This window comes from Streptococcus sp. 27098_8_66, from assembly GCF_041431945.1.
GTDB lineage: Bacteria > Bacillota > Bacilli > Lactobacillales > Streptococcaceae > Streptococcus > Streptococcus dentalis.
In genome coordinates, this window is record NZ_JAPVYS010000012.1 from 21,182 (window position 1) to 46,987 (window position 25,806).

A 25,806-nucleotide genomic window follows, 5' to 3' on the forward strand; every position below is an offset into this window, starting at 1 on the left:
CATAAAGGAATAGAATATGGGAAAAAGATTATTTGATAAGATTGGCATTCGTAAACTCTCAGTAGGCGTCTGCTCGGTAGTCGTAGCGACTTGTTTTTTAGGTGTCACTACCAGTTACGCAGAGGAATAAGCTGAGAATAGTGAACCACGTGAAGAACGGGTTGAAACGAGCGATGTCGATCATCAAGGAAAGGAGGAGAAAACTATGAACGAGCACCAAGAAGAATCAGAACAGCCCTCACCAGCTACTAGTGAGAAAGAAAATCGCACAGTTGGCCAAGGGACAGAAGCAACCCAACCAGTCGCTTCTCTAGATGAGGAGTCTGAGATTGCGGATTACGGACCGCTTCCAAGCAAGGCCCAAAGGCAATACCACCGCGAAGAACTAGCGGCTTTCATCCACTTTGGGATGAATACTTACTACGATCGTGAGTGGGGAGATGGGCAAGAAGATCCTTATTATTTTTATCCAGAGCATCTGGATACCGATCAGTGGATCAAAACCCTGAAGGATACTGGCTTTAAACGGACGATCATGGTCGTCAAGCACCACGATGGCTTCCTCTTGTACCCTTCCAAATACACCGACCATACCATTGCCAAAAGTGGTTGGAAGGATGGAAAAGGTGATATCCTAGCCGAGGTTTCTGCTTCTGCCAGCAAGTATGACATGGACATGGGGGTCTACCTCTCGCCTTGGGATGCTCACAGCCCACTCTACCATGTGGATACAGAGGACCAATACAACGAATACTATCTCAACCAGCTTAAGGAAATCCTTGAAGATCCAAAATATGGTAATAAGGGCAAGTTCGTAGAAGTCTGGATGGATGGAGCGCGTGGCGATGGGGCTCAAAAGGTCACCTATACCTTTGACAAGTGGTTTGAAGCCATTCGCAAGGCCCAAGGGGATATTGCTATCTTCTCTGCTGAGCCGACCAATGTTCGTTGGATTGGAAATGAAAAGGGGATTGCCGGAGATCCGGTTTGGCAAAAGGTCAATCCAGATAAGATCCGCAACAATCCATCTAATAGCTACCTCAATCACGGGGATCCGGAAGGGAAGCAATACTCAGTGGGAGAAGCCGATGTCTCTATTCGCTCCGGCTGGTTCTACCATGACAATCAAGAGCCTAAGTCCTTGCGCGAATTGATGGACATTTACTTCAAATCGGTCGGCCGTGGAACCCCGCTTTTGCTCAATATTCCACCCAATCAAGATGGGAAATTTGCGGATGCCGATGTGGCCCGTTTGAAAGAATTCCGTCAGACCTTGGACCAACTCTACAGTGTGGACTATGCGACAGGAGCTTTGGTCGAAGCTGAATCGACACGATGCAATCCGCTCTACAAGGCCAGCCATTTGACAGATGGCGATGAAAAGACCAGTTGGGCCCCCGCTGATGATGCCAAGAACGGTTCTTTTGTCCTCGATCTTGGAAAAGAGCAACACTTTGATGTGGTAGAGCTCAAGGAAACGATCGAGAAAGGCCAACGGATTTCTGCTTTCACCATTGATGTGGCAGTGAATGGCCAATGGGTTCCTTATGGGGCTGGCTCAACCGTAGGATACCGCCGTTTGATCAAAGGGCAACCGGTTGATAGTCGCTATATCCGGGTGTCCATCACCGATGCCCAAGCTACTCCAATCTTGAACGGTGTCTCTGTCTATAAGACGCCAGCTAGCATTGAAGAAACCGATGGCTATCCGCTTGGTTTGACCTATTATTCTGATCGGACAGCTGAGCGGGCCAATGGCCAATGGAATGAAGAGGGAGAAGGCGTTCGAGGCACCTCTATGTGGACCAAGGAAAAGGGAGCTTCCGTAACCTATCAGTTTGAGGGCACCAAGGCCTATGTGGTCGCAACCGTCGACCCTGGTCATGGGGAAATGGATATCTATGTCGATGGCCAAAAGCTAGCGACGGTCAATACCCAAAGCCCAACCCGCAACCGTAGCCAAAAGGTCTATGAAACACCGGACTTGGCAGCAGGATCTCACACTTTGACCTTGGTCAATAGCAAGGGAGATGCGATCGCAACGGAAGGGATTTATGCCCTCAATAACCAAGAAAAGGGTCTCTTTGAGTTTTCTCAGCCAACCCTAGCTGTTAAAAAAGGCGACCCAGCGCAAGTCGTCGTCAAGAGAAAAGGTGGCTATAAAGGAAGTGCCAGTCTTAAATTGATCACAGAACCAGGAACAGGGGTTCATGGCAAGGTCTACAAAGATACCAACGTCACCCTTGAGTTCGCAGATGGCGAAACGGAAAAAACAGTCCAAGTCCCAACCCTTGATTTTGTTGGAAAAGCGAACGATGTCTATGACTTTAAGGTCAAATTGTTGCATCCAGATCAGGGAAGCCTGGTCGGTTTTATTCCAGATCTGACAGTCCAAGTGATGAACGAGGACTAGCTGCCAAAAAATCGCAAAGCAGTGGATGACCAAGAACCAAAACTGCATTACAGTGAGGGTTGGCACCACGAGACAGACAATCCAAACTTCTCAAATGGCACAGAATCTTGGTCTAGTTTCAACCAAGTGACCGATGAGGAAGGCAAGAAACACATTGAAGTGACCATTACCTTTAAGGGCACCGGTGTGGAGGTTCGAGGAGTAGTCGACCCAAGTCATGGTCTCTACAGCGTCACCCTGGATGGAAAAGAAATGGCCTTCGAAGAAGGTCGTGGCCATGACTATGAGATTGAAGGCGATCATTACTTCAGTGGCTATGGAGACCAACGCAAACTAGACCAGAGCTTGGTCAATCTGCAAGGTCTAGCAAAAGGCTACCACCAGCTACGCTTGCACCTGGATCCATCTCTCAATGATCCTCAGTCATCTAGAGCTATCCAAGTAGACCGATTTATCCTCTCAGGGAAAGATAGCCAGTTGCTCAGTCAAGAAGAGCTGCAACAGATCATCAGAGAAGGAGTAGAAAAGATCAAGGCTACTTCTCTCGATCGCTTGAAAGCAGATCTCAAACCAACTGTTCAAGGACAATTGACGGACTTGACTCAGTTGTTGGATCAAGAGCGACCAGATTTGGTTGCTGCAGCTAATCAAGTGGAAGCCCTTGAAACCATCTTAGAAGATGCTCACAATTATGAACCCCTGACGCAGACACGCCCAGATCAAGGTGTTCGAGATCTGATTCTTGAAAAGCCAGAGCTTCTCATCGAAGCAGAGGAGATTCCATTTGAGAGTCAAACGCGTGAGAACAAGGACTTGGCCAAGGGCGAGAGCCGGATCCTTCAAGCAGGGAAGGTCGGACGCCGGCTGAAATTGATCGAGGTTCGACAAGAAGAAGGCAAAGAAATTCGGACAGAAGTCGATGCCTTTGTCGAAGTGGAGGCTCAGGACCAGATCACAGAAGTCGGAACGAAGGAAGCGGAAGAAAGTCCGTTGATAGCTGATATGCCGACTCCAACCACTCCTGTAACTCCAAGTAAGGTGCAACCAGAAGTTATGACTCTTTCTCAAGCTGAAGACAAAAAAGAAAAAGAAAGACCCGTTCTCTTGCAACAGACGACCCCAGAAGCAATTTCTGTTTCGACTCCAGACCATCCGGAAAAAGAAGGTGTTGAAAGTCCTTCTCTACAATCGGAAGGAAAACTACCTCAAACCGGTACAAAAGAAGGTGGTATCTTTGCTTGGTTAGGCCTTCTTGGTCTAGGATTCTTGGGTGGAGGCGCCAAATTCGCTCGTCGCAAAGAGTAGTTCATTCTTCGCATAAGAGGCTGGGACACAAGTCCTAGCCTCTCAATTATTTTTGGATTGTCGAGCAAGACGCAGTGGTTGAGTGGGCTCTACTACGCTGATTTCATCAGCTTTTACAGCCCTACTCAACTGTGCGGAGGTGGGACGACGAAATCTAATTCTAACGAATTACCGATTTCTGTCCCACTCTCTTTTATTTTTTCTCCTTTCCTTAAGAGATTCCTATTTCCATAGAGTCTTTGCTTTATTTACAGCCGTAAAAATTGTATAATAGTCAAATAAGGTCAATGATGAGAAGGAACACTCCAAGGCCATTTTTTATGGACCAAAGAGCAGAGCATCCATCTAGAAAAAAACAAGTCAGAAAGGAGTATCATGGCAAATAAGAACACATCTGATAGCATTGAAGCTTATATCAAGGCCTTGCTGGCTCAAGCTGGCATGGCAGAGCTCAAAAGAAGTGAGTTAGCCGATGTCTTTCAGGTTGTACCCAGTCAGATTAACTATGTCATTAAGACCCGCTTTACCGAAAGCCGAGGCTATATTGTAGAAAGTAAGCGCGGTGGGGGTGGCTATATCCGCATTGGCAAGGTCCAGTTTTCAGATCACCATCAGATGCTCCAAGGCTTGGCAGCCAATATTGGAGAGGCCATCAGCCAGCAGGTCTTTAATGATATCCTCCAGATGCTCTATGAAGAAAAATTATTGACAAAACGTGAGACTCAGCTCTTGCTTGCGACAACTTCCGATGAGGTCCTAGGTCGAGATGCTCTCATCCTACGAGCAACGATGCTGAAAAAAATCATTCAACAAGTAGATAGAAAAGGAAATACCGACTAGATGAACTATTCAACAGCACTGTTAGAAAGTATAGAAGCGGCCCAAATACTAGCAGGGCACTATCAGGGGAACACCTTAGATACTTGGCATCTCTTGACGGCTATGGCCAATAATCCCTATAGCGTGGCAGGTTCTGTACTGAACGATTATCCTATGCAGATCGATGAGTTTCAGGATGCAGCGGAGCATATTACAGGCCAAGCTTTTCAAAGCGACAATCGGTATGAAATCTTCCCATTTTCTTATCGGATGGAAGCCATTATGAAGCACGCAAGGGAGATTGCCCAGGTTCTTCATGCCAAGACCTTGGGAACAGAGCATGTGCTCCTCTCTCTTCTAGCAGACCGTGGGACCTTGGCGAGCCAAGTCATGGAGTTTGCCGGCTTTGCCTTTACAGAGCAAGACAAGGGAGTTCCTATTGCCTCCCTTCGAAAGAATCTTGAGGACAAGGCAGGCTGGGATAAGAATGATATCAAAGCCATTCGGAGCCTTTATCGGGCCCAAAATCCTAACCGCCAAACCATGGGAAATATGATGGGCATGCCCCCAAGCACCAGTGGAGGTCTTGAAGATTATACCCGTGATTTGACGGAAATGGCGCGTGCAGGCCAGCTTGAGCCTGTGATTGGTCGGGATGCAGAGATTTCACGCATGATCCAAATCCTCAGCCGCAAGACGAAGAACAATCCTGTATTGGTGGGAGAGGCAGGGGTCGGAAAAACCGCCCTTGCATTAGGTCTGGCCCAGCGTGTCGCTAGTGGCAATGTTCCAGCTGAAATCGCGCAAATGCGTGTTCTTGAATTGGATCTCATGAATGTCGTTGCAGGGACGCGCTTCCGTGGGGACTTTGAAGAACGGATGAACAATATCATCCAGGACATCGAAGAAGACGGTCACGTGATTCTCTTTATCGATGAACTGCATACCATTATGGGGTCAGGATCCGGTATTGATTCGACCTTAGACGCAGCCAATATTCTAAAACCAGCCCTAGCACGAGGAACCTTGCGTACAGTTGGAGCGACGACCCAAGATGAGTACCAAAAGCATATCGAAAAAGATGCAGCCCTTTCTCGGCGTTTTGCGAAAGTCACCATTGAAGAGCCAAGTGTTGCAGATAGCATCCAAATTCTCCAAGGCTTGAAAGAAACCTACCAGGACCACCATCATGTGACCATTACCGATGAAGCGATCGAAACAGCTGTCAAATATGCCCACCGCTATTTGACCAGCCGTCAATTGCCAGATTCAGCCATTGATCTCTTGGATGAAGCGGCAGCTACTGTACAAAACCGAGATTCCAATGGTCACGTAAAAGAAGAGTTGACCGCCTTAGACCGGGCTTTGATGGATGGCAAGTGGAAGAAAGCAGCCCAACTCTTAGAAGTAGAGGCCGCTCCCATTGTCTACAAAAAAGAAGTCACTGACCAAGATGTCTTGGTGACCTTGAGCCAATTATCTGGTATTCCAACTCAAAAACTGACTCAAACCGATGCCAAGAAGTACTTAAACTTAGAAACAGAATTGCACAAGCGCGTGATTGGTCAAGACCAAGCCGTTTCGAGTATCAGTCGGGCTATTCGACGCAATCAATCAGGTATCCGTAGCAATAAACGTCCGATCGGTTCTTTCATGTTCCTAGGACCTACCGGTGTCGGAAAAACAGAGCTAGCCAAAGCTTTGGCGGAGGTTCTGTTTGATGATGAATCGGCCCTCATCCGTTTTGATATGAGTGAGTACATGGAAAAATTCGCGGCCAGTCGCCTCAACGGAGCCCCTCCAGGCTATGTGGGCTACGAAGAAGGAGGCGAGTTGACCGAGAAAGTCCGCAACAAACCATATTCAGTTCTCTTATTTGATGAGGTGGAAAAAGCCCACCCAGATATTTTCAATGTCCTTTTGCAAGTCTTGGATGACGGAGTCTTAACCGATAGCAAAGGCCGGAAGATTGACTTCTCCAATACCATTATCATCATGACCTCAAACCTGGGAGCAACAGCCCTTCGGGATGATAAGACCGTTGGCTTTGGTGCCAAAGATATTCGCTTTGACCAAGCCAATATGGAAAAACGCATGTTTGAAGAGTTGAAGAAGACCTATCGTCCAGAGTTTATCAACCGGATTGATGAAAAGGTGGTCTTCCATAGTCTCTCAAGCGAGGACATGCAGCAGGTGGTGAAAGTCATGGTCAAACCGCTCATCGCGACCTTGGCTGAACAAGGCATGACCCTCAAATTCCAGCCTTCAGCGCTCAAGTTGCTAGCAACCAAAGGGTACGATCCAGAAATGGGAGCTCGCCCACTCCGTCGTGTCTTGCAGACCGAAGTGGAAGATCAACTAGCAGAGCTATTGCTGAAAGGGCAAGCCCAAGAAGGGCAAACGATCAAGGTTGGAACGACAGCTGGAACGATCAAGTTTGAGATTGTCTAGGAGGACGTCATGACGCTTCAGCGATTAACCCGTATTTCGCTTTTGGCGGCCCTTTGTGTCGCTCTACGTCAGGCTTTTGCCCCTTTTCCAAATGTCCAACCTATTTCGGCCATCTTTTTTCTATTGGTGATGTTTGAAGGGTATAGCTTTGCTTTTCTTGTGATGATGATCACCATGTCTGTCTCCGCCTTTTTCCTGGGGATGAGCCTGATTGTGTTCTTTCAGATTGTCGCCTTTGGCTGTTTGATGCTCATTTGGCGTATCAGTTACAAGTGGTTGCCTTTTGTCCTTCAGGTCCTTTTTGTGGGCCTACTGTCCTTTGTTTATGGGGTCTTGATCGATAGTGTTTATGCCTTGATGTACCATATTCCTTGGTGGACTTATGCTTTGGTCAATGGTTTTAGTTTTAATCTTGCCCATGCTCTGTCGACGATCACTTTCTATCCCATTATCTATCAAATCTTTAGGAGATTTTATGTTGAAAAAAACCATTTCTAGCTTGATGACCTTATTTGCAGCTCTTCTTTTAGCGAGTTGCGCTCCGTCTCATAGCACAAACAATCAAACAACTGCTTCTAGCACAGAAGTTTCCAAGAAAAACGAAATTTCGATTACGATTAGTGTGACGCCAGAAGGTCAGAAAGCGCAATCAAAAACCTTGAAAGTAGCAGAAGAGAGCAACCTTATGAAAGTGCTCAAAGACAACTACAAGATTGAAGAAAAAAATGGCCTGATCACCTCGATTGACGGTCACAGCCAAGATGAATCCAAAGGCCTTTACTGGATGTACAAGATCAATGGTGAAATGGCTCCAAAAGGTGCTGCTGAAACAACCGTTAAAAAAGGGGATAAGATCGAATTCTATCAAGAAGTGTATAAATAAGAAAAGCTGGACAGTTTGTCCGACTTATTTTCTGCTAAAGTATAGGAACTTACCTAAAACTTCTTACAACTTTCACTTTTTTATTTGAGAAACTATTGACAGCCTCACACAGCAGTGTTACAATAGTGTTACAAAATATTACAAATATTACAAATATTACAAATAGAGGTTCTGTTATGAAAAACAAAAAAATCATTTCCTTAGCAGCCCTGGCCCTGACAGCTACTCTTTTCCTAGGAGCTTGTGGCGGGAATAAAGAAGAAAAAACTTCAGAAGCAAGCAGTTCAAAGACTAGTCAAGTCAAACAAACCAGCTCCTCTTCTAAGAAAAAAGTAATTACTAGTAAGGATCCGATTGCCTCTTCGTCCTCTGATAGCAAATCAGAAGAAAACCATAGCGTTGGTAGCAAGACCAACCGAGATGCAGCTAGTCAAACTCCTGCTCCAGCAAAAGCAGAGACATCAGGAGCATCGGCAACAAAAGAAGTAGCTGCTCCAGCAACACCAGCGAAAGCAAAATTGCCAAGTCTAGAAGATGGTCATGCCCAGGCTAAGCAACAAGTCTCTGCTACGGAGAATGCCCAATACAAGGGAGTCTATTCTGTAGCAGCAGGGGATTTCTCTGCAGCAGCTGGGAACTGGTCTGATAAACGTGACACAGGTGTGACGATTGGCAAAGGTGGTCAAGTGACTATCCAACTGCCTGGGGGTCAACCAATAGCCTATGGTATCAGCGGGTATAACTATACCTTGGATGATGGTCATTACCATGCTAATCTCTCAGCAGGCGATGGGTCTGCAGCGACTCTAGATATCGTAGTTGGAAAAGATGGCTCTGTATCCAGTGTGACAGTTCTTAAAGACGGTGTCAGCCACTCCCTCACTCGTGAATAAGATTCGAAAGATCTGAAAGGAGAAGCTTCTCTTTTCAGATTTTTTTGTTGATTTGTAGAAAAATATATTTTTTTATAAAAAACTATTGACAGACAGAAAATATAGTTTATAATAAAAACATAAAGAAAATCTATTTATAAAAAATTATAAAAAGGAGTTCATATGAAAAAAGAAAGAATTGCCCTGGTTTTTGGAACCTTTGCGCCTCTTCATCAAGGGCATATTGACCTGATCCAGCGGGCCAAGCGTCAGTGTGATCGCGTTCGTGTCATCGTTTCCGGTTATGAAGGGGACCGTGGTGAAGAAGTGGGACTGACTTTACAAAAACGCTTCCGTTATATCCGCGAAGCCTTCTCAAATGATGAATTGACCCAAGTCTATAAGTTAGATGAGACAGAACTTCCTCGTTATCCTTTGGGGTGGGAGCCTTGGTTACAAACAGCCCTAGATATCATCCAGTATCAAACAGAGACAGAAGAGTTGATCTTTTATGTAGGGGAGAAAGCTTACAAGGAAGAGTTGGAAGCTAGAGGGTTTGAAGTTCACTTAGAAGAGCGTCGCTTCGGAATCTCTGCTACCATGATCCGGGAAAATCCAAGCAAATACTGGAAATACATCGCTCAGCCCTTCCGTCGCCAGTTCACGAAAAAAGTCTTGATCATGGGGAGCGCCAGCAACGGGAAAACGACCCTTGCAAAGGACTTGGCTCGCTTTTACGATGCACCTGTTAGTCTGGAGTATGCCCGTGAATACCAGATAAAAAACAATGTTCGAGATGATGAGCTCACGCCTAAAGATTACTATTACCTACTCTTAGGACAGTATGATCAAACTTCTAAGCTCATAGATAGTAGTGCCAATCGAGGCCTGGTCATCGCAGATACAAATTCCCTGGTGACCAAGGGTTATTACGACTACTATATGGAAGTCGAAGGTCAGGATACCAGCATGACTGATACCTTCGACAACCTCTTTGTCAGTATTCTCTCCAAAGAAAAATGGGATTTGATCCTTTTTGTCCAGCCGATCGGCTCTTATGTCAATGATGGTTTCCGAGACATGACCATGGCTGACGAAGAGATCCGTACCAGTTTTTCAAATTACCTAGACCAATTGCGCCAGCAATACCTAGGGAACATTCCGACCACTTTCCTCGCATCAGACTATCTCGGCAACTACGAAGAAGCCAAGAAGGTGATCGATGCCATCTACCAAGCCGACTAAGGAGCAGCTTATGAAAAACCTATCTGAAAAATTCGAAACTTTTAGCCAAGACTTTAAAAATGTTCACCAAGAAGCGAAAAAGCAAGGCTTTGTCAATATTATGAAACTCCTATGGAAGGACCTTTTTGTAGGACGCACGGCCTTTCAATGGATCTATCTCCTGCTTCTTTCCAGCGTTCCCTTCCTATTGGAATGGACCAATCGTACAGGACTGCATGATTGGCTGGGACTGTTTGCCTCTTGGACAGGCATTGTCTGCGTCATCCTGGTTGCCGAAGGGCGTGCTAGTAACTACCTCTTTGGAGCAGTGAATTCAGCGATCTACCTCGTTTTAGCCCTCAATAAGAACTTCTATGGGGAAGTTCTGACAACACTTTATTTCTTCATCATGCAACCGATCGGCCTTTATGTCTGGCTCTCTAATCGGATCAATGATCAAGGTAAGATCGAAGAATCTCACTTTGAAGCCAAGAAATTGAACTTAATCGAGTGGATGCGCTACTTGGCCTTGTGTGCTGTGATTTGGATCGGTATGGGCTTTGCATATCAGAGCATCCATAGCGCTCGCCCTTTCCGCGATAGTATCACCGATGCGACCAATGGGGTCGGTCAGCTCCTAATGACCCGCCTTTACCGGGAGCAATGGATCTTCTGGATTGCGACCAACGTCTTTAGTATCTATCTTTGGTGGGATCAGAGTCTTCACATTCAAGGAATGTACTGGGTCTACACGCTCAATAGTTTAGTGGGCTGGTACCAATGGACCAAAGCCCTCAAGAAGGAGGTGGCTTAGATGGCAAGTCTCTCGATTCCAGCAGGAATGACGGAGAAAGAGTATTTTGAGACGGTCGCTAGTGAAGCGGACTTTCTCAAGTGGTACAAGGAGCAAGACCTGCCGACTTATGAAACCCCCAGTGTCACAGCGGACATGGTAGCTTACTGTTTTGTTGAAGGAAAGCTCAAGCTCTTAGCTATTCGCCGCAAGGCCCACCCTTATCAACACCGCCTCGCCTTGGTGGGGGGCTTTGTGAACAAGGATGAAGATGCGACCCATGCCTGCATCCGAGAAGTTAAAGAAGAAGTCGGGCTCGATCTGCCAGTGAATAAGGTGGAGCAGCTCATGACCGTTTCCACCCCTGGGCGGGACCCCAGAGGCTGGGTCATTACCATCGCCCATCTGGTCTATCTGCCAGCAGAAGCAGTAGATTTAGCCTGTGCAGGGGACGATGCCAAGGAAGTCGTTTTTCTCGATGTCGATTTCAAAAAATCCCAGTGTTTGCTCGATGGAGAACCCTTAGCTGTTTCTGATTTTGCCTTTGACCACTATCAAATCATTCAAGAATCGATCAAGCGGATTCAGGGGCGTTTAGACTGGAATCCAACCTTCCTCTATCTGTTAGAGGAGCCTTTCACCGTTTATGAAGCAACCGAATTGGTCAATTTGATCAATCCAGGACGTCCCATCGTTAGCAATAACTTCCTCGTAAAATTCGGAGAATTCGTAGAAGAAGTGGGCGTCAAGCGGGTACCTAAGAAAAAACCACGCAAGACCTATCGCTTAAAACAGTAGATCGAGCGGGGTTCATTCTACCAGCCCTCCCTTACTTTTAGTAACGGAAGGGCTTTTTCTGATTTTTCCTGCTCCACTTGTGTGCAAAGTGGTATAATAAACATAATTGAGATCAAAAGAGACAAGACTATGGAAGAAAAAATAATTTTACCACAAAATACACGATTGATGGGGGCTCTGCTTGGTTTTATCGGAGGAGGCCTCGATGTCTTTTGCCACATGCACTATCGGAGTTTGGTCGCGACCCAAACGGGAAACCTCCTGCTTCTCATCGCTGATTGGCACGATCCTCGTGTCGAAAATACCATCATGCGTTTTTCATCTATTCTATTTTTCTCGATCGGCTTTTTGGTTGCCCTCCATATCAAAGAGTATCGCAAGACAGCCTTTTGGCGGACCAAGATGTTAATTCCTTTGTTTGTGGTGACACTCCTGATTCCCTTGGTGTCTGTCATACCACCTATAGAAGTTCCCTTTATTGCTTTTGGGACAGGGATGATGATGTTGACCTTTACAGGAAGCCTCATCGAAAATCACCCTTATGTGATCTTTATGACTTCCGGAAATTATCGCAAGATGCTGACGGCCTTGTACCGAATCACTCGAGGAAAGGGAGATTTGGACGAGTATCGGCGTCAGGCCATGAATTACGGGATTGTTGTTGGAAGCTTTGTTGCGGGAGCGATTAGCGTGGCCATCCTCATGCATTTCATTCACCAATGGGCCATCTGGCTGATCACAGCCAACCTCTTTTTGATCATGACCTACTACACCGCCAGAGTCAAACAACTCGGATTACAGACAGATAATCTATAAAAACGAGGCTGGGACAAAAGTCCTAGCCTCTCAATTATTTTTGGATTGTTGAGCAAGACGCAGTGGTTGAGTGGGCTCTACTACGCTGATTTCATCAGCTTTTACAGTCCTACTCAACTGTGCGGAGGTGGGACGACGAAATCGAATTCTAACGAATTACCGATTTCTGTCCCACTCTCTGCTTTTTGTGTTTCTATGCTTTTAATTGTAAGAGTTCTTCAATCTCAGCCAGAGTGCTAGCTTGGGAGATGGCGCCGCGGAGTTTGGCTGCACCTGAGGTACCACGGAGGTAGTGAGGGGCGAGCCCTCGGAATTCACGAACGGCAATGTGCTCACCTTTGAGATCGATCAAGCGTTTCAAATGTTCGTAAGCAATCTTCATCTTGTCTTCAAAAGTCAAATCAGGCAGGATTTCTCCTGTTTCAAAGTAGTGATTGATTTGGTTGAAGAGATAAGGATTGCCCATAGCAGCGCGACCAATCATGACCGCATCGGCACCGACTTCTTCGATCCGTTGTTTGGCATCTTGAACCGTACGGATATCTCCGTTTGCGATAAATGGAATCTTAGTCAGAGCTTGTGCAACCTTGTGAAGGGTCTCAAGGTCCGCATGACCCGTATACATTTGCTCCCGAGTTCGTCCATGCATGGCGAGGGCAGAGACACCCGCGGCTTCAGCAGCGAGCGCATTTTCAACTGCTAGAGAAGGGTCCGACCAACCCGTCCGCATTTTAACAGTGAGGGGGATATCAAGGACGGATTGAACCTTATTGATGATGGAGTAGATCTTGTCTGGGTCCTTGAGCCACATGGCGCCAGCCTCGTTCTTGACGATTTTATTCACCGGGCAACCCATGTTGATATCGACGATATCGGTCTTGGTATTTTCTTGGATAAATTCAGCTGCGCGTGCCAGGCTATCTTCGTCACTTCCAAAGAGTTGGATCGATACAGGATTTTCTCCTTCATCGATATGGAGCATGTGAAGCGTCTTTTCATTGTTGTACTGGATTCCCTTGTCAGAGACCATTTCCATCACAACGAGCCCTGCCCCCAGTTCTTTGGCAATGGTCCGGAAAGCTGAGTTGGTCACTCCGGCCATAGGTGCGAGGACCGTCCGGTTTGGGATCTCGACGTTCCCAATCATAAAAGGTGTATTAAGATTTGTCACGAATGAGTTCCTCCAAGTCGTTTTCATCAAAGTGGTAGGTTGTCTGACAGAATTGGCAAGTGATTTCAGCGCCATGGTCTTCGTCCTTCATTTCTTGAAGGTCATTAGCCGGTAAGCTTGCCAAGGCATTCATGAAGCGTTCCTTGCTACAGTCACACTGGAAGCGGATCTCTTCTTCTGAGAGACGCTTGTATGGTTCGTCACCATAGATGGCAGTAAGAAGGGCTTCAATATGGTCGTCAGAGGCTAAAAGGGTAGAAATGGCCGGCATTTCTTGGATCCGTTTTTCAAAGCTGGCAATTTCTTCTTCCTTGGCATTTGGCAAGACCTGCACCAAGAAACCACCGGCAACCTTGACCTTGTCTTCTTCATCAAGGAGGACATTGAGCCCAACCGCAGATGGCGTTTGTTGGCTTTCAGTCAAGTAATAAGCTAGGTCTTCACCGATTTCTCCAGTGACGAGAGGTGTCATGGAATGATAAGGATTGCCTGTGCCGTAGTCGGTAATCACTAGGAATTCCCCGTTTCCGACAAATGGTCCGACCACGACTTCACCGGTCGCTGTTTTCTTGATATCCACACCAGGATTTTGCACGTAGCCTTTGACGTTTCCTTGAGTATCTGCCACAGTGATGATAGCACCAAGTGAGCTAGTGCCCAGAATTTTCACTGTTATCTTGGTGTTTCCCTTTTCATTGGCTGCGAGAATTTGACTAGCGATCAGGGTGCGCCCAAGGGCCACTGTTGAACTTGCTTGTGTCTGATGGTATTCTTGGGCTGCTCGCACGGTCTCTGTACTGTCTAGTACAAAGGCACGGAAAGAGCCACTTTCTGAGATAGTTTTGATAATTTTGTCCATACATTTTATTTTAACACAAAATAGAAAAACAGGCGCAGGCCTGCGCTTGTTTTTTGGGGTTAAGAAGAATTTTAAGACCAAAAATAGTATAATAAAACAAAGGAGGCTAGCATGAACCAATCTTTGAAAGCGGCAGTCTATGGTTTGGCGGTAGCTGATGCATTAGGGGTTCCGTATGAATTTTTAACCCGAGGCAGTTTTAAAGCGATTGAGATGGTGGGCTATGGAAGCCAACAGTAACTGGCTGGAACTTGTTCAGATGATACTAGCCTTGTATTCGCGGCCTATGATTCTTTTTGGGAAAAAGGGAAGATTTCCTCTGCTATATGCAGGAGAGGTTTGAAATTTGCTTGTTAGAGGATGATTTTACAGCAAATGACTTGCTATTTTAAACTTGTAGGAGGACCATGCTTAATCTTTTTAGCTTATCATCTAAAACTCTACCTCGGTTACAAAACAAAAACGCAGAGACATCTTCTGCGTTTTCTTACTTTATAGGTCCATTTCTGGGAAAAGTTTAGCTAGTATTTTCGGAGTAATGCTTTGTCCCGGCCCCTCAGCACAATAGGTGTGCATATACATAGAAGGATTGAAGTTGAGCTCGATGCAGGTACAATTGGGATTTTCCTTTGTGGAAATAGCAGAGCTGTCAGGGATGATGAGATCAACGCCACAGGCCCAGGCTCCCATAGCCTTTGCCATGTCCGCAGCGAGTTCCTTATAAGATGGGTGCATGCTGTCTGTGACATCAATCGAGTCTCCGCCAGTAGAAATGTTGGAATTGCGCCGCAAGTCAACCTTGACTCCAGCAGGCAGGATATCATCTGGTCCATAGCCTTGCTGGTCCAGCATGAGCAGTTCAATGTCCCCCAGTTCAATGATTTCAAGCGGTGAACGATGATCTCGGCCCCGCAGAGGATTGTCATTTTTGATGGCAATCAATTCTCTCACGGTATGCTGACCGTCTCCGACGACATTGGCCGCCACTCGCAAGAGGACTGCTTGGCATTGTCCGTCTAAGACAAAGAAGCGGTACTCCGTTCCAGCGATAAATTCCTCCACTAAGACGGCGACATCTTCTGAAAAAGCAATCTCCAGAGCCTTGTGATAAGCTTCCAGGCTAGCTGGCTCTTGGAAGATAGAGATGCCCAGTCCGAAGTTAGTTGACTTGGGTTTGACAACAATTTCTCGGTTCTTAATCAAAGGGTAGTAGGCCAGTCCCTCTTCAAGAGAAGAAAATTCTGCTCCAGCCGGAACGGGAAAGTCAGCTGCTGCCAAAATCTTTTTGGTGACTGTTTTATTGGCCATGGCCAAAGGGATGACATAGTTATCCTTGGAGGTCATATTGCCGTTCTTGACATATTCTACATGACTACCATGCCAAAGCTTGAGAAATTGGTCCTTTTCATCTAAAATTTCAACATTCAGCCCCTTTTGAATAGCATCAAAGAGTAGCATCTGGGTGGACAGTTCCATATTTTCGTAGCCTTTGAGGGCATAAGGAGCAGTCCAGGCATAGCGGTGGTATTCTTCTGCTTTTTCTAGACCAAAAGCTGTTAAAGAATCTTGCTGGATATGGGGCAGGAGCTGTCCTGACAGTGTCAGCTGAGGATGTAAGAGAGCCTCTCTCATCTGGTCCAGCAAAGTTTGATAGTAAGTTGGCAGTTCAAAATGCTGGATGAGCCCTTCCATGGCTTGGAGAATGGCTGAGCTGTCTGCCTCATCTGGCAGGGCAGTCAGCGGGTGGCTACAAGCAATTTTCTGGTTCAAATCATGAGCATCTTTTAATACTGCATCAACATTTTCTACATCATCTAGCCAGAGCAGGCCCAGTAAAAAGAGATGGACAGTATCTAAGGTCTCTTGGCTAATGCCCAAATGGTCAAAAGGATTGAGATCGAAGCAGCGGAATTCCAGATAGGTGATACCCTGCTCCAGATAGGCGCGATTGTGCTTCTGTCCACGGAAGCGAACGGCTGAGTAAAATTCTTTTTCAGCACTGAGCTCGCCAGACTGAACGTAGTTGTCAATATCGGTTACATATTGCTCCAAAGAAGTGTAGGACACCTGAATATTCTCGTCATTGACATAGCCATAGTTGCTGTTGCGAAAAGAGCGGATAGGCTGCGGGTATTCCTGACTGTAGAAGCCGGCTTCTGCCAGAGGAGCAGCACCGTAGAGATAGGTTAAGAGCCATCGGAAACGCAGAAAGTTTCGAGCCAGTTTGAGATAGAGGTCATTTTTAAAGTCCTTGAGTAAATGATAGGAGCTGACTTGAAAGAGAGCAGCGACCAGATCTTTCCCTAGCTCCATGTTGTAGTGGATACCAGAGATGGCCTGTAGTTTTTTGCCATATTTTTTCGCTAAACCCTCTCGGTAGTGGCGTTCGTATTCGTTTTCCAGACGGGCGATGATAATATCTTCTTCAGTCAGCTGCGGTGGCATGGACAGAGGCCACAGGCATTCACTCTGGTCAATTGAGCGGCCTGCCACATCGCTGATAGCTCCCAGTAAGCGCCGCGCTTCCTTAGTAGAGTGAGCAATAGGTGTAATTAGTTCCAGTTGTTGTTCGCTGAAGTCTGTTTGGATGGTCGGGTGGAAATTGCGGGAACCAAGCTGACTCGGATGAGCAGTTTGAGCTAAGTGTCCATCAGTTGTCACTCGCAGATTTTCCCTCTCCAGACCAAAGGTCGCTTGGAGAATAGGGCTTGATGTATCCAGTTTCTGCAGTAATTGATTAATCGTCATCGTTTCACCGTCCTATGGTAGTTATTTTAGTCTATTACAAACGGAAAAAGAAAGCAAATTTCCGCTACGATTTTACAAAAATTCCGAACTTTTATTTTAAATTAAGTACTAAAATTCAGAAAATACATATTTTGTAAAAATGTAATTCGTCTACATAAGAGAAAAAACAAATGAAATGATGAACCCTCCTTGAAAAATTATCAAATTTTTCATATAATGAGGTATAAAACATAATCGCAGGTGAGATTCCTGCCTGCTTTTCAAGAAAGGACGAGCTATATAGCTCAGACAAAGATATGACATCAGTAGTTGTTGTAGGAACCCAGTGGGGAGATGAAGGAAAAGGGAAGATTACAGACTTCCTATCAGCCAATGCAGAAGTCATTGCTCGCTACCAAGGTGGGGACAATGCCGGTCACACCATCGTGATCGACGGCAAAAAATTCAAGTTGCACTTGATTCCTTCAGGTATCTTCTTCCCTGAAAAGATTTCTGTCATTGGGAATGGGGTTGTGATCAATCCTAAATCATTGGTCAAAGAGTTGGCTTATCTTCATGAAGAAGGTGTGACAACAGACAGTTTGCGCATTTCAGACCGCGCCCATGTCATCCTCCCTTACCATATCGAATTGGACCGTCTCCAAGAAGAGTCAAAAGGGGACAACAAAATCGGAACGACCATCAAAGGAATTGGACCAGCTTACATGGACAAGGCTGCGCGTGTGGGAATCCGGATCGCGGATCTTTTGGACCGCGACGTCTTTGCAGAACGCCTGCGCATCAACTTGGAAGAAAAGAACCGTCAATTTACCAAACTCTATGAAGCAGAGGCTCTTTCCTTTGACGATATCTTCGAAGAATACTATGAATATGGTCAACAAATCAAACAATATGTAACCGATACTTCTGTCATCTTGAACGATGCTTTGGATAACGGCAAGCGCGTGCTCTTTGAAGGAGCCCAAGGGGTTATGTTGGATATCGACCAAGGAACCTATCCATTTGTAACCTCTTCAAACCCAGTCGCAGGTGGGGTGACCATCGGATCAGGTGTCGGCCCAAGTAAGATCGATAAGGTTGTCGGTGTCTGCAAAGCCTATACGAGCCGTGTCGGTGATGGACCATTCCCAACAGAGCTGTTTGATGAAGTGGGCGAGCGCATCCGTGAAGTGGGGCATGAATACGGTACAACGACTGGCCGTCCGCGTCGGGTGGGCTGGTTTGACTCCGTTGTTATGCGCCACAGCCGCCGCGTATCAGGAATTACCAACCTTTCCCTCAACTCCATTGACGTTTTGAGTGGTCTAGATACAGTCAAAATCTGTGTAGCCTACGATTTGGACGGTCAAAGAATCGACCATTACCCAGCAAGTCTGGAGCAGCTCAAGCGCTGCAAGCCGATCTATGAAGAATTGCCAGGTTGGTCAGAAGACATCACTGGTGTCCGCAGCCTAGAAGACCTGCCAGAAAATGCCCGCAATTATGTTCGCCGTGTCAGCGAACTGGTTGGAGTCCGCATTTCGACCTTCTCAGTCGGACCAGGTCGCGAGCAAACCAATATCTTGGAAAGTGTTTGGTCTAGTTTATAAGCAAATGAAGATAAGAGAGTGGGACAGAAATCGGTCATTCGTTAGAATTCGATTTCATCGTCCCACCTCCGCACAGTTGAGTAGGGCTGTAAAAGCTGATGAAATCAGCGTAGTAGAGCCCACTCAACCACTGCGTCTTGCTCGACAATCCAAAGACAATTGAGAGGCTAGGACTTTTGTCCCAGCCTCTTTTTGAAAGCAGAAAGAGGAAAAAATGTATCAAACGATTTTATTTGACCTAGACGGCACCTTGACCAATTCAGAACTAGGGATTACCAACTCGGTGGCCTATGCCTTAGGAAAATATGGGATTCAAGCGCCAGACAAGAAAGCATTGAGAGTTTTCATCGGTCCGCCCTTGCAGGAGTCTTTTGAGCGCTTTTATGGATTTTCTAAGGAAGAATGTTTAAAGGCCATTGACTACTATCATGAGTATTTTTCCGAAAAAGGCCTTTATGAAAATGAGGTCTATCTAGGCGTTCCTGACTTGCTGGCTTCTCTCAAGCAGGCTGGCAAACAGTTGATTGTAGCTACGTCAAAGCCTGAAGAATTTTCCATTCAAATTCTCAAACACTTTGGTTTGTATGATTATTTTGACTTTGTCGCTGGTGCGACCATGGATAGAAAACGTAGTAAAAAAAGCGATGTTATCCAGTATGCCTTGGAGCAAAATGGGATTACAGATTTGGCGCATACCATCATGATTGGAGACAGGGAGCACGATGTGCTTGGCGCTCAAGCGCAAAAGCTTGATTCTATCGGTGTCCTTTATGGCTTTGGAAGCAGGGAAGAATTGGAAGAAGCCGGCGCCACCTATATTGCTCAAGAAGTTGGCGAAATTGCAGCTTTTATAGGATAACCTTTTCCAAAATATTAAAAGTTGGAACTTTTCTAATCTGCTGAATATTGCTTGATTTAATATTTCTATCGGTGTATATTTACTGTAGGTTAAGTCACACAGATTAAGAGGTGATAATATGAATTTGTCACGATATATATTAAAATATAGTACTGATGATGGTACGTTGTATTTTAATACTAAAACCAATCATTCATTTTTTCTTACGCTAGAAAGGAAGATATCATGAAGGTTAAAGTGAATAACAAATTCGATGACAAAATGAATGCTAAACCTAGAGTATTTAACTATAATTGTGATTGTAAATAATCACGATTTTAAATAAATTAGAGAAGAGGGTTGTGCTAGCCCTCTATTTTGATGGATGATAATTATGAGAAATATTTATAAGTACATTGATAAGAAGTATCTTTTTCCTATTTTTTTAGGGCGTATTGTGAATAGTGGTTTGGTGTTGGCGCAACCTCTGATTTTAACGAAGGCCTTGAAGTTAGATCAAGACGGCCTTTCTTATGGAAAAATTCTCAATTTTGTTTTATTTGGTTTGTCTGTCTATCTTGTTATTTATAGTCTGATGCTGTTTTCAAACTATTCGCACAATATATTCCGAAGAGAAATCAACAAAAGTGTCCGTGCCCTTTTATTTAAGAAAGTCATATTGAATCCTAAATTTTCCAATGATGAAAAAGTTAGTCTGCTAACTCAAGATATGGAATATGTGGGCGATAATTATTTGGAAAATATAAATGTTATGGTGAGTTGGGGATTTGTCGCCCTTGTTACAGCCATTTATATTGTTTCACAAAATTTTCTCTTAGGACTTATTTTTGTCATTTTTACGATTATGAGACCTATTCCTCAGTTCATCATGAATCGTCGTTTACAAGATTCGGGAGACAGCTGGTCCAAGCTTAGAACGAAATTACATGGGCTTGTCTCGGATAGTATGCAAGGCAGCCAAACCTTACGGATTAATCAGGCCATGAGGCTGAATGAAGAGCGCGTGAATGATTTAAACGGAGAATATCAAAAAGCCATCCAAAGATTTTGTTTCACACATAATATTATTTTTTTCTTTAATGGATTTATGGTCTTTTTTAGTCAGGTTGTTCCTCTTGCTTTAGGCTTTTATTTGAGTTTACAGGGAAATTCTATTTCTATTACAAGCCTCATCTCTATGTATGTTGCTGCGGGGATGCTGGTAGAACCGATCCAAACTCTGATGTACAGTGCAGCCAATCTCCAAGGTGCCTTGCCGACTGCGAACCGCCTGTTTAAGATTATCGAGGAAGAACCTGATTTCGAAGAGACAAAGGATCAATTTGTTGAAAATCTCGAATCGTTGCGCTTAAATCATATTTCAAAAAGTTTTGCTGAACGTCAGCTTTTTTCTGATTTGACGGCGACGATTTCAGTAGGTCAGAAGGTCTTAATCAAAGGACCGAGCGGGTCTGGAAAGACGACTCTTTTTCGCTTGATTTTAGGAGAAGAAGTATGTGATGAGGGTGACATTTTCGTTCAGTATGATGGAAATCAAATAACGAGTCATTTCCAAGGGAATATCGGTTTAATTAGCCAGCATCCCTTCCTGTTTAACGATACTATCCGCTATAATCTAACTTTTGGTCAGCCTTTTCAGGACCATGAATTATTGGAGGTATTGGACCGAGTTGGCTTAATAGATGAATTTCAGGATATTTTGAATGTAGAAATTCATAATAATGGTGAAAACATTTCAGGAGGTCAGCGTGTCAGATTAGAGTTGGCTCGTTTTCTCTTACGCGAGAAGGATATTTTATTAGCGGACGAAGTGACATCAGCTTTGGACGAAAAAAATAGTCGTCTGGTTAGAGACCTAATCTTTTCTTTGCCGATCACGGTACTAGAAATAGCCCATCATATTGATGAAGAAGAGCGCTATGACCAAATCCTTGAGTTACGTAAAGGATGAGCGATGCCACAATAGTTGGTTCTGCGACAAAGCGGATAGTAGTAAGCCAGCAATTTGTCAGATATTTTTGAGATTCTAAGTGGTGATATTTCCAAAATCATCAATACTCAGAGAACTTAAGCTTTATTTAAGATAGGCCAGCTATACTAGAAGCATAAACAAAGACCTCCTAACTTTGTTTAAACCTCCTAAACTTTTTCATAATAATCTCCCATAAGAGTCGCCCAATCGGCGGCTTTTTTTGTGAGTCGTAAGCTGCCTATGGTATAATGAACAAAGAAACTAAAAGGAAGAAGGAAGAGATGGACTACACGATAGAGGAAAAAGCGATGTTTATGAGGGAAGCCCTGAAGGAGGCGGAGATTGCCCTCGCCAATGATGAAATACCGATTGGCTGTGTCTTGGTCAAGGATGGTCAGATTATCGGGCGTGGACATAATGCGCGTGAGGAGCTGCAGCGGGCGGTCATGCATGCGGAAATCATGGCGATCGAGGAGGCCAATCAGCGTGAAAATAGCTGGCGCCTGCTGGATACGACGCTTTTTGTCACGATTGAGCCCTGTGTCATGTGTAGTGGTGCCATTGGTCTAGCTCGGATTCCCCAGGTGATTTACGGGGCGACCAATCAGAAGTTCGGTGGAGCAGGTAGTCTCTACGACATTTTGGCAGATGAACGCCTCAATCACCGAGTCGAAGTAGAAACAGGAATCTTGGAAGCAGAATGTGCAGCCATCATGCAGACCTTCTTCCGCCAAGGTCGAGAACGAAAAAAACAAGCCAAACTCGCAGCCAAGGCCGAAACACAAGAATAAAAACCGGACCTTTGCAAATCGAACAAATTATGATATAATACCTATCGGAGCAACAGTTCTGCGTGAAGCGGGTCAGGGGAGGAATCCAGCAGCCCTAAGCGAAGTGAACTGTGTGCTCTTTTTTCTATAGCTCTTAGTGAGGTAAGCCTGTAAGGCGCAACCGAACTTAGAGATATTGATCCTGAGGATCGAAGCGACGTGAGGGCTATAGCGTAACATGAAATTAGCCTATAAGGCGCAACCGAGCTTAGAGATATTGATCCTGAGGAGCGAAGCGACGTGAGGGCTATAGCGTAACATGAAATTAGCCTGTAAGGCGCAACCGAGTTTAGAGATATTGACCCTGAGGAGCGAAGCAACGTGAGGGCTATAGCGTAAATGAAATTAGCCAGAAAGTCGCAGATGAGTTTAGAGATATTGACCCTGAGGATCGAAGCGACGTGAGGGCTATTGCTCACCAGAGTCATGTAGAAATGACTTTGATATCCAAAGAATAAAAGAGAAAAAATAGAGTTTCGTGAGAAGCTTCTTTTTTTATTTTCTAGCCAAAAATAGTGCAAATATGCAAACGATTGCTATTGCGTCGTTGCTTGATTTGTGAAAATAAAAAAATTAGCAAATGAAAACGTTTTATAGATTGGTTTCCCTTGATTAAATCCGTGTAAAGCGATATCATAGAGGAGAACAAAATTTGGAGGAATAACATGTCTCATATTAAATTTGACTACTCAAAAGTTTTGGGTAAATTTGTTGCCCCACATGAAGTGGAATACATGCAACCACAAGTGACTGCAGCTGATGAATTGATCCGTAAAGGAACAGGTGCTGGTAGCGACTTCTTGGGTTGGTTGGACCTTCCTGAAAATTACGACCGCGAAGAATTTGACCGCATCTTGAAAGCTGCTGAACAAATCAAATCAGACAGCGATGTTTTGGTCGTGATCGGTATCGGTGGGTCATACCTTGGAGCCAAAGCAGCTATTGACTTCTTGAACCACCACTTTGCAAACTTGCAAACAAAAGAAGAACGCAAAGCTCCACAAATCCTTTATGCTGGAAACTCAATCTCATCTACTTACCTTGCTGACTTGGTAGAGTATGTTGCAGACAAAGACTTCTCAGTAAACGTGATTTCTAAATCAGGTACAACTACTGAACCAGCTATCGCTTTCCGTGTCTTCAAAGAACTCTTGGTGAAGAAATACGGTCAAGAAGAAGCTAACAAACGGATCTACGCAACTACTGACCGCCAAAAAGGTGCTGTTAAGGTTGAAGCAGATGCGAACGGTTGGGAAACATTTGTAGTTCCAGATGATATCGGTGGACGCTTCTCAGTATTGACAGCAGTTGGATTGCTTCCAATCGCTGCATCAGGTGCAGATATCAAAGCCCTTATGGAAGGTGCTAACGCAGCTCGTAAAGACTATACTTCAGATAAACTTTCTGAAAACGAAGCTTACCAATACGCAGCAGTTCGTAACATCCTTTACCGTAAAGGTTATGCAACCGAAATCTTGGTAAACTACGAGCCATCCCTTCAATACTTCTCAGAATGGTGGAAACAATTGGCTGGTGAGTCAGAAGGGAAAGACCAAAAAGGAATCTACCCAACTTCAGCTAACTTCTCAACAGACTTGCACTCATTAGGTCAATTTATCCAAGAAGGAACTCGTATCATGTTTGAAACAGTTGTCCGCGTGGACAAACCACGTAAGAACGTGATCATCCCTACATTGGAAGAAGACCTTGATGGACTTGGTTACCTCCAAGGAAAAGACGTTGACTTCGTAAACAAAAAAGCAACTGACGGTGTTCTTCTTGCCCACACTGACGGTGACGTGCCAAACATGTACGTAACTCTTCCTGAGCAAGATGCCTTCACTCTTGGTTATGCCATCTACTTCTTCGAATTGGCAATCGCCCTTTCAGGTTACTTGAATGCGATCAACCCATTTGACCAACCAGGTGTTGAAGCTTACAAGAAAAATATGTTTGCCCTTCTTGGTAAACCAGGATTTGAAGAACTTGGAGCAGAACTCAACGCTCGTCTTTAATCAATAGACAAAACGATCTCGTAAGAGGTCGTTTTTTTACTTGCTAAACAAACTCATATTTTTGTCCCCTGGAATCAATTATAAAAACACGATCTAGTTATGTTTCTCAATCATATGGTTAACTGATTGCTATTGTCCCCCTTCGCAAGAAATTTTAATAGAAATTTCTAAAAGGTCCGATCTATCTCCGATCTTTTTCAGTCTTAACAGACAGGAGTTGGTCCTTGCTTGGTTTTATGTTATAGTAGAAGAGAAGAATAAAAAGGAGAATTCGAAATGTCCGAGAAAGATCAAGAACAATTTATGAAACAGACGCCCTTAGAGGGTGCGCCTCAATTTGATGTGGCTGCGCCAGCCTTTGTCCCAAAAGAAGAAGCCGAAGACTGGGTCGTTCCAGAAGTTAGTGGCCTTTCAGTGACGGAGACGGAAGCAATGAAAGAAGAAGCAGACGAGCCAGCTATATCAGAAACTATGGAGCATCCAAAAGCAGATGAAGCAACTGTTGGAGAAAATCCAGATGTAGTTGTTGCTCCTCAACCGACTCCTCCATTCCAGCCTGCGCCTCAAGCTCCTCAAAACACAGTAGCTGGACCGGTTAGTCCGCAAACAGCGCCTGTTCCTGACACACATATTCCACAAGCTCCTCTCCCTCCTGTTGGAAGACCGATGGATACTGCAGACAAGAAGGCTATTCGTTTTGCTCTTGGGATCTTAGTAGGTCTTCTCATCGGTGGAGTCAGTGGCTATTTGATTGGTCATGCCAGACCTAGCGCCTCGTCATCAAGAAAGCAGGCTTCTTGGTCAGGCTACCATTCTGCTTCTTCTTCCAATATCGATTTGGAGCAATTGACTTCTGAAGATGCGGAAGCCGATTTCAGCTGGAAGCAATCTGATATCGAGCAGCTTCAGTTTTTGACTGAAAAAGATGGTGGGGAGACTCCTGAAGAAACAGTCGATGCTTATGGTAAAGCTAGTTCTGTTCAATTTGATAATGGCGAATTAACCTTAAGCTGGGATGACAGCTCGTATAATAAAGATGTCAAAGCAACCTACTCTAAGAAAGGAAAAGAATTCCAGCTTGTCAAGTTTGAATTTAATCAATTTGGGAAAAATCTTAGCGTCGAGGATAACTTCGCAGATGGATTCAAAATTGGAAACAGTGAGACCGGTGCAGGAGGAACCTCATACAAAGAGATTTTAAAAAAATACAGTGATGGGGTCAGCCTGAGCATCCGTACATCTGATGATTCAGACAAGGTGGAAATGGTCATGGATTTCCAAAAGAAAAATGGGGACTATGTGGACTTAACCTTCATTCGCCAATCAAATGGAGATTTCCTTTTGAGCAGTAAAGACAGCTACTAAATTAATGAAGAAAAGAAAGAGGCA

At 44.9% G+C, this 25,806-nt stretch carries 19 protein-coding genes, 1 other RNA gene and 1 pseudogene; 18 read left to right on the forward strand and 3 right to left on the reverse strand.

Annotation, left to right across the window (positions count from 1 at the left end):
* The first annotated feature begins 16 nt into the window (after positions 1-16).
* The 10 genes and pseudogenes from O3642_RS08450 to O3642_RS08495 all read left to right on the forward strand — a co-directional run bounded on the left by O3642_RS08450 (position 17) and on the right by O3642_RS08495 (position 12,374).
* Positions 17-3,718: pseudogene (locus tag O3642_RS08450) on the forward strand (alpha-L-fucosidase).
* A 375-nt stretch (positions 3,719-4,093) separates the two neighbouring features.
* On the forward strand, positions 4,094-4,558 hold the full coding sequence (locus O3642_RS08455) for a CtsR family transcriptional regulator (protein WP_155172718.1): 465 nt from the start codon (positions 4,094-4,096) through the stop codon (positions 4,556-4,558).
* On the forward strand, positions 4,559-6,988 hold the full coding sequence (locus O3642_RS08460; protein ID WP_003002263.1) for an ATP-dependent Clp protease ATP-binding subunit: 2,430 nt from the start codon (positions 4,559-4,561) through the stop codon (positions 6,986-6,988). It begins immediately after the preceding gene.
* A gap of 9 nt (positions 6,989-6,997) precedes the next feature.
* Positions 6,998-7,486 carry an ECF transporter S component gene (locus tag O3642_RS08465; RefSeq protein WP_371605787.1) on the forward strand — a complete coding sequence of 163 codons (489 nt, stop codon included), beginning with the start codon at positions 6,998-7,000 and terminating at the stop codon, positions 7,484-7,486.
* On the forward strand, positions 7,464-7,871 hold the full coding sequence (locus O3642_RS08470) for a DUF4430 domain-containing protein (protein WP_371605788.1): 408 nt from the start codon (positions 7,464-7,466) through the stop codon (positions 7,869-7,871). The genes O3642_RS08465 and O3642_RS08470 overlap by 23 nt, the downstream gene beginning before the upstream one ends.
* A gap of 176 nt (positions 7,872-8,047) precedes the next feature.
* Complete coding sequence (locus O3642_RS08475; protein ID WP_371605789.1) at positions 8,048-8,764, forward strand: hypothetical protein; 717 nt, start codon at positions 8,048-8,050, stop codon at positions 8,762-8,764.
* A gap of 162 nt (positions 8,765-8,926) precedes the next feature.
* Positions 8,927-9,988: an AAA family ATPase gene (locus tag O3642_RS08480; protein WP_371605790.1), complete on the forward strand. Its 1,062-nt coding sequence runs from the start codon at positions 8,927-8,929 to the stop codon at positions 9,986-9,988.
* A gap of 10 nt (positions 9,989-9,998) precedes the next feature.
* Complete coding sequence (pnuC, locus tag O3642_RS08485; RefSeq protein WP_371605791.1) at positions 9,999-10,781, forward strand: nicotinamide riboside transporter PnuC; 783 nt, start codon at positions 9,999-10,001, stop codon at positions 10,779-10,781.
* Positions 10,782-11,558, forward strand: coding sequence for an NUDIX domain-containing protein (locus O3642_RS08490; RefSeq protein ID WP_371605792.1), 777 nt, complete (start codon positions 10,782-10,784; stop codon positions 11,556-11,558).
* A gap of 129 nt (positions 11,559-11,687) precedes the next feature.
* Positions 11,688-12,374: a YoaK family protein gene (locus O3642_RS08495; protein ID WP_320911108.1), complete on the forward strand. Its 687-nt coding sequence runs from the start codon at positions 11,688-11,690 to the stop codon at positions 12,372-12,374.
* A gap of 193 nt (positions 12,375-12,567) precedes the next feature.
* On the opposite strand, the gene dusB is transcribed toward O3642_RS08495, so the two are convergent.
* Positions 12,568-13,545, reverse strand: coding sequence for a tRNA dihydrouridine synthase DusB (dusB, locus tag O3642_RS08500; protein ID WP_049471951.1), 978 nt, complete (start codon positions 13,543-13,545; stop codon positions 12,568-12,570).
* Positions 13,532-14,404: an Hsp33 family molecular chaperone HslO gene (gene hslO / locus O3642_RS08505; RefSeq protein WP_003002063.1), complete on the reverse strand. Its 873-nt coding sequence runs from the start codon at positions 14,402-14,404 to the stop codon at positions 13,532-13,534. The genes dusB and hslO overlap by 14 nt, the downstream gene beginning before the upstream one ends.
* A gap of 111 nt (positions 14,405-14,515) precedes the next feature.
* On the opposite strand from hslO, the gene O3642_RS08510 reads away from it, so the two are divergent.
* Positions 14,516-14,644 (forward strand): hypothetical protein, encoded by a 129-nt coding sequence (locus O3642_RS08510; RefSeq protein WP_003002006.1) that lies wholly within the window; start codon positions 14,516-14,518, stop codon positions 14,642-14,644.
* Between the two features lie 252 nt (positions 14,645-14,896).
* On the opposite strand, the gene gshAB is transcribed toward O3642_RS08510, so the two are convergent.
* Positions 14,897-17,152: a bifunctional glutamate--cysteine ligase GshA/glutathione synthetase GshB gene (gene gshAB, locus O3642_RS08515; RefSeq protein ID WP_003002066.1), complete on the reverse strand. Its 2,256-nt coding sequence runs from the start codon at positions 17,150-17,152 to the stop codon at positions 14,897-14,899.
* 296 nt (positions 17,153-17,448) lie between these two features.
* Between gshAB and O3642_RS08520 the strand changes: the two genes are divergently transcribed.
* From O3642_RS08520 to O3642_RS08550, 7 genes are all read left to right on the forward strand, one after another.
* Entirely contained in the window at positions 17,449-18,741 is a 1,293-nt protein-coding gene (locus O3642_RS08520) for an adenylosuccinate synthase (RefSeq protein WP_003002046.1), read from the forward strand.
* A gap of 214 nt (positions 18,742-18,955) precedes the next feature.
* Entirely contained in the window at positions 18,956-19,600 is a 645-nt protein-coding gene (locus O3642_RS08525; RefSeq protein ID WP_371605793.1) for an HAD family hydrolase, read from the forward strand.
* A 373-nt stretch (positions 19,601-19,973) separates the two neighbouring features.
* Complete coding sequence (locus O3642_RS08530; RefSeq protein WP_003016812.1) at positions 19,974-21,551, forward strand: ABC transporter ATP-binding protein; 1,578 nt, start codon at positions 19,974-19,976, stop codon at positions 21,549-21,551.
* A 302-nt stretch (positions 21,552-21,853) separates the two neighbouring features.
* The gene (tadA, locus tag O3642_RS08535) at positions 21,854-22,363 is read left to right on the forward strand and encodes a tRNA adenosine(34) deaminase TadA (RefSeq protein ID WP_003016809.1); all 510 of its coding nucleotides are present in this window, start codon (positions 21,854-21,856) and stop codon (positions 22,361-22,363) included.
* Between the two features lie 39 nt (positions 22,364-22,402).
* An RNA gene (gene ffs, locus O3642_RS08540) (signal recognition particle sRNA small type) lies at positions 22,403-22,498 on the forward strand.
* A gap of 569 nt (positions 22,499-23,067) precedes the next feature.
* Positions 23,068-24,417 carry a glucose-6-phosphate isomerase gene (locus O3642_RS08545; protein ID WP_049491423.1) on the forward strand — a complete coding sequence of 450 codons (1,350 nt, stop codon included), beginning with the start codon at positions 23,068-23,070 and terminating at the stop codon, positions 24,415-24,417.
* A gap of 276 nt (positions 24,418-24,693) precedes the next feature.
* Entirely contained in the window at positions 24,694-25,782 is a 1,089-nt protein-coding gene (locus O3642_RS08550; protein ID WP_371605794.1) for a hypothetical protein, read from the forward strand.
* The last annotated feature ends 24 nt before the right edge of the window (positions 25,783-25,806 follow it).

Bases quoted from the DNA above. Each gene is read 5' to 3' on its own strand.
- pnuC (WP_371605791.1), top strand. From the start codon at position 9,999: ATGAAAAACCTATCTGAAAAATTCGAAACTTTTAGCCAAGACTTTAAA.
- O3642_RS08465 (WP_371605787.1), top strand. From the start codon at position 6,998: ATGACGCTTCAGCGATTAACCCGTATTTCGCTTTTGGCGGCCCTTTGT.
- O3642_RS08525 (WP_371605793.1), top strand. From the start codon at position 18,956: ATGTATCAAACGATTTTATTTGACCTAGACGGCACCTTGACCAATTCA.
- O3642_RS08470 (WP_371605788.1), top strand. From the start codon at position 7,464: ATGTTGAAAAAAACCATTTCTAGCTTGATGACCTTATTTGCAGCTCTT.
- O3642_RS08475 (WP_371605789.1), top strand. From the start codon at position 8,048: ATGAAAAACAAAAAAATCATTTCCTTAGCAGCCCTGGCCCTGACAGCT.
- hslO (WP_003002063.1), bottom strand. From the start codon at position 14,404: ATGGACAAAATTATCAAAACTATCTCAGAAAGTGGCTCTTTCCGTGCC.
- O3642_RS08520 (WP_003002046.1), top strand. From the start codon at position 17,449: ATGACATCAGTAGTTGTTGTAGGAACCCAGTGGGGAGATGAAGGAAAA.
- O3642_RS08490 (WP_371605792.1), top strand. From the start codon at position 10,782: ATGGCAAGTCTCTCGATTCCAGCAGGAATGACGGAGAAAGAGTATTTT.
- O3642_RS08510 (WP_003002006.1), top strand. From the start codon at position 14,516: ATGAACCAATCTTTGAAAGCGGCAGTCTATGGTTTGGCGGTAGCTGAT.
- O3642_RS08530 (WP_003016812.1), top strand. From the start codon at position 19,974: ATGAGAAATATTTATAAGTACATTGATAAGAAGTATCTTTTTCCTATT.
- O3642_RS08480 (WP_371605790.1), top strand. From the start codon at position 8,927: ATGAAAAAAGAAAGAATTGCCCTGGTTTTTGGAACCTTTGCGCCTCTT.
- O3642_RS08550 (WP_371605794.1), top strand. From the start codon at position 24,694: ATGTCCGAGAAAGATCAAGAACAATTTATGAAACAGACGCCCTTAGAG.
- O3642_RS08460 (WP_003002263.1), top strand. From the start codon at position 4,559: ATGAACTATTCAACAGCACTGTTAGAAAGTATAGAAGCGGCCCAAATA.
- O3642_RS08495 (WP_320911108.1), top strand. From the start codon at position 11,688: ATGGAAGAAAAAATAATTTTACCACAAAATACACGATTGATGGGGGCT.
- O3642_RS08545 (WP_049491423.1), top strand. From the start codon at position 23,068: ATGTCTCATATTAAATTTGACTACTCAAAAGTTTTGGGTAAATTTGTT.
- tadA (WP_003016809.1), top strand. From the start codon at position 21,854: ATGGACTACACGATAGAGGAAAAAGCGATGTTTATGAGGGAAGCCCTG.
- gshAB (WP_003002066.1), bottom strand. From the start codon at position 17,152: ATGACGATTAATCAATTACTGCAGAAACTGGATACATCAAGCCCTATT.
- O3642_RS08455 (WP_155172718.1), top strand. From the start codon at position 4,094: ATGGCAAATAAGAACACATCTGATAGCATTGAAGCTTATATCAAGGCC.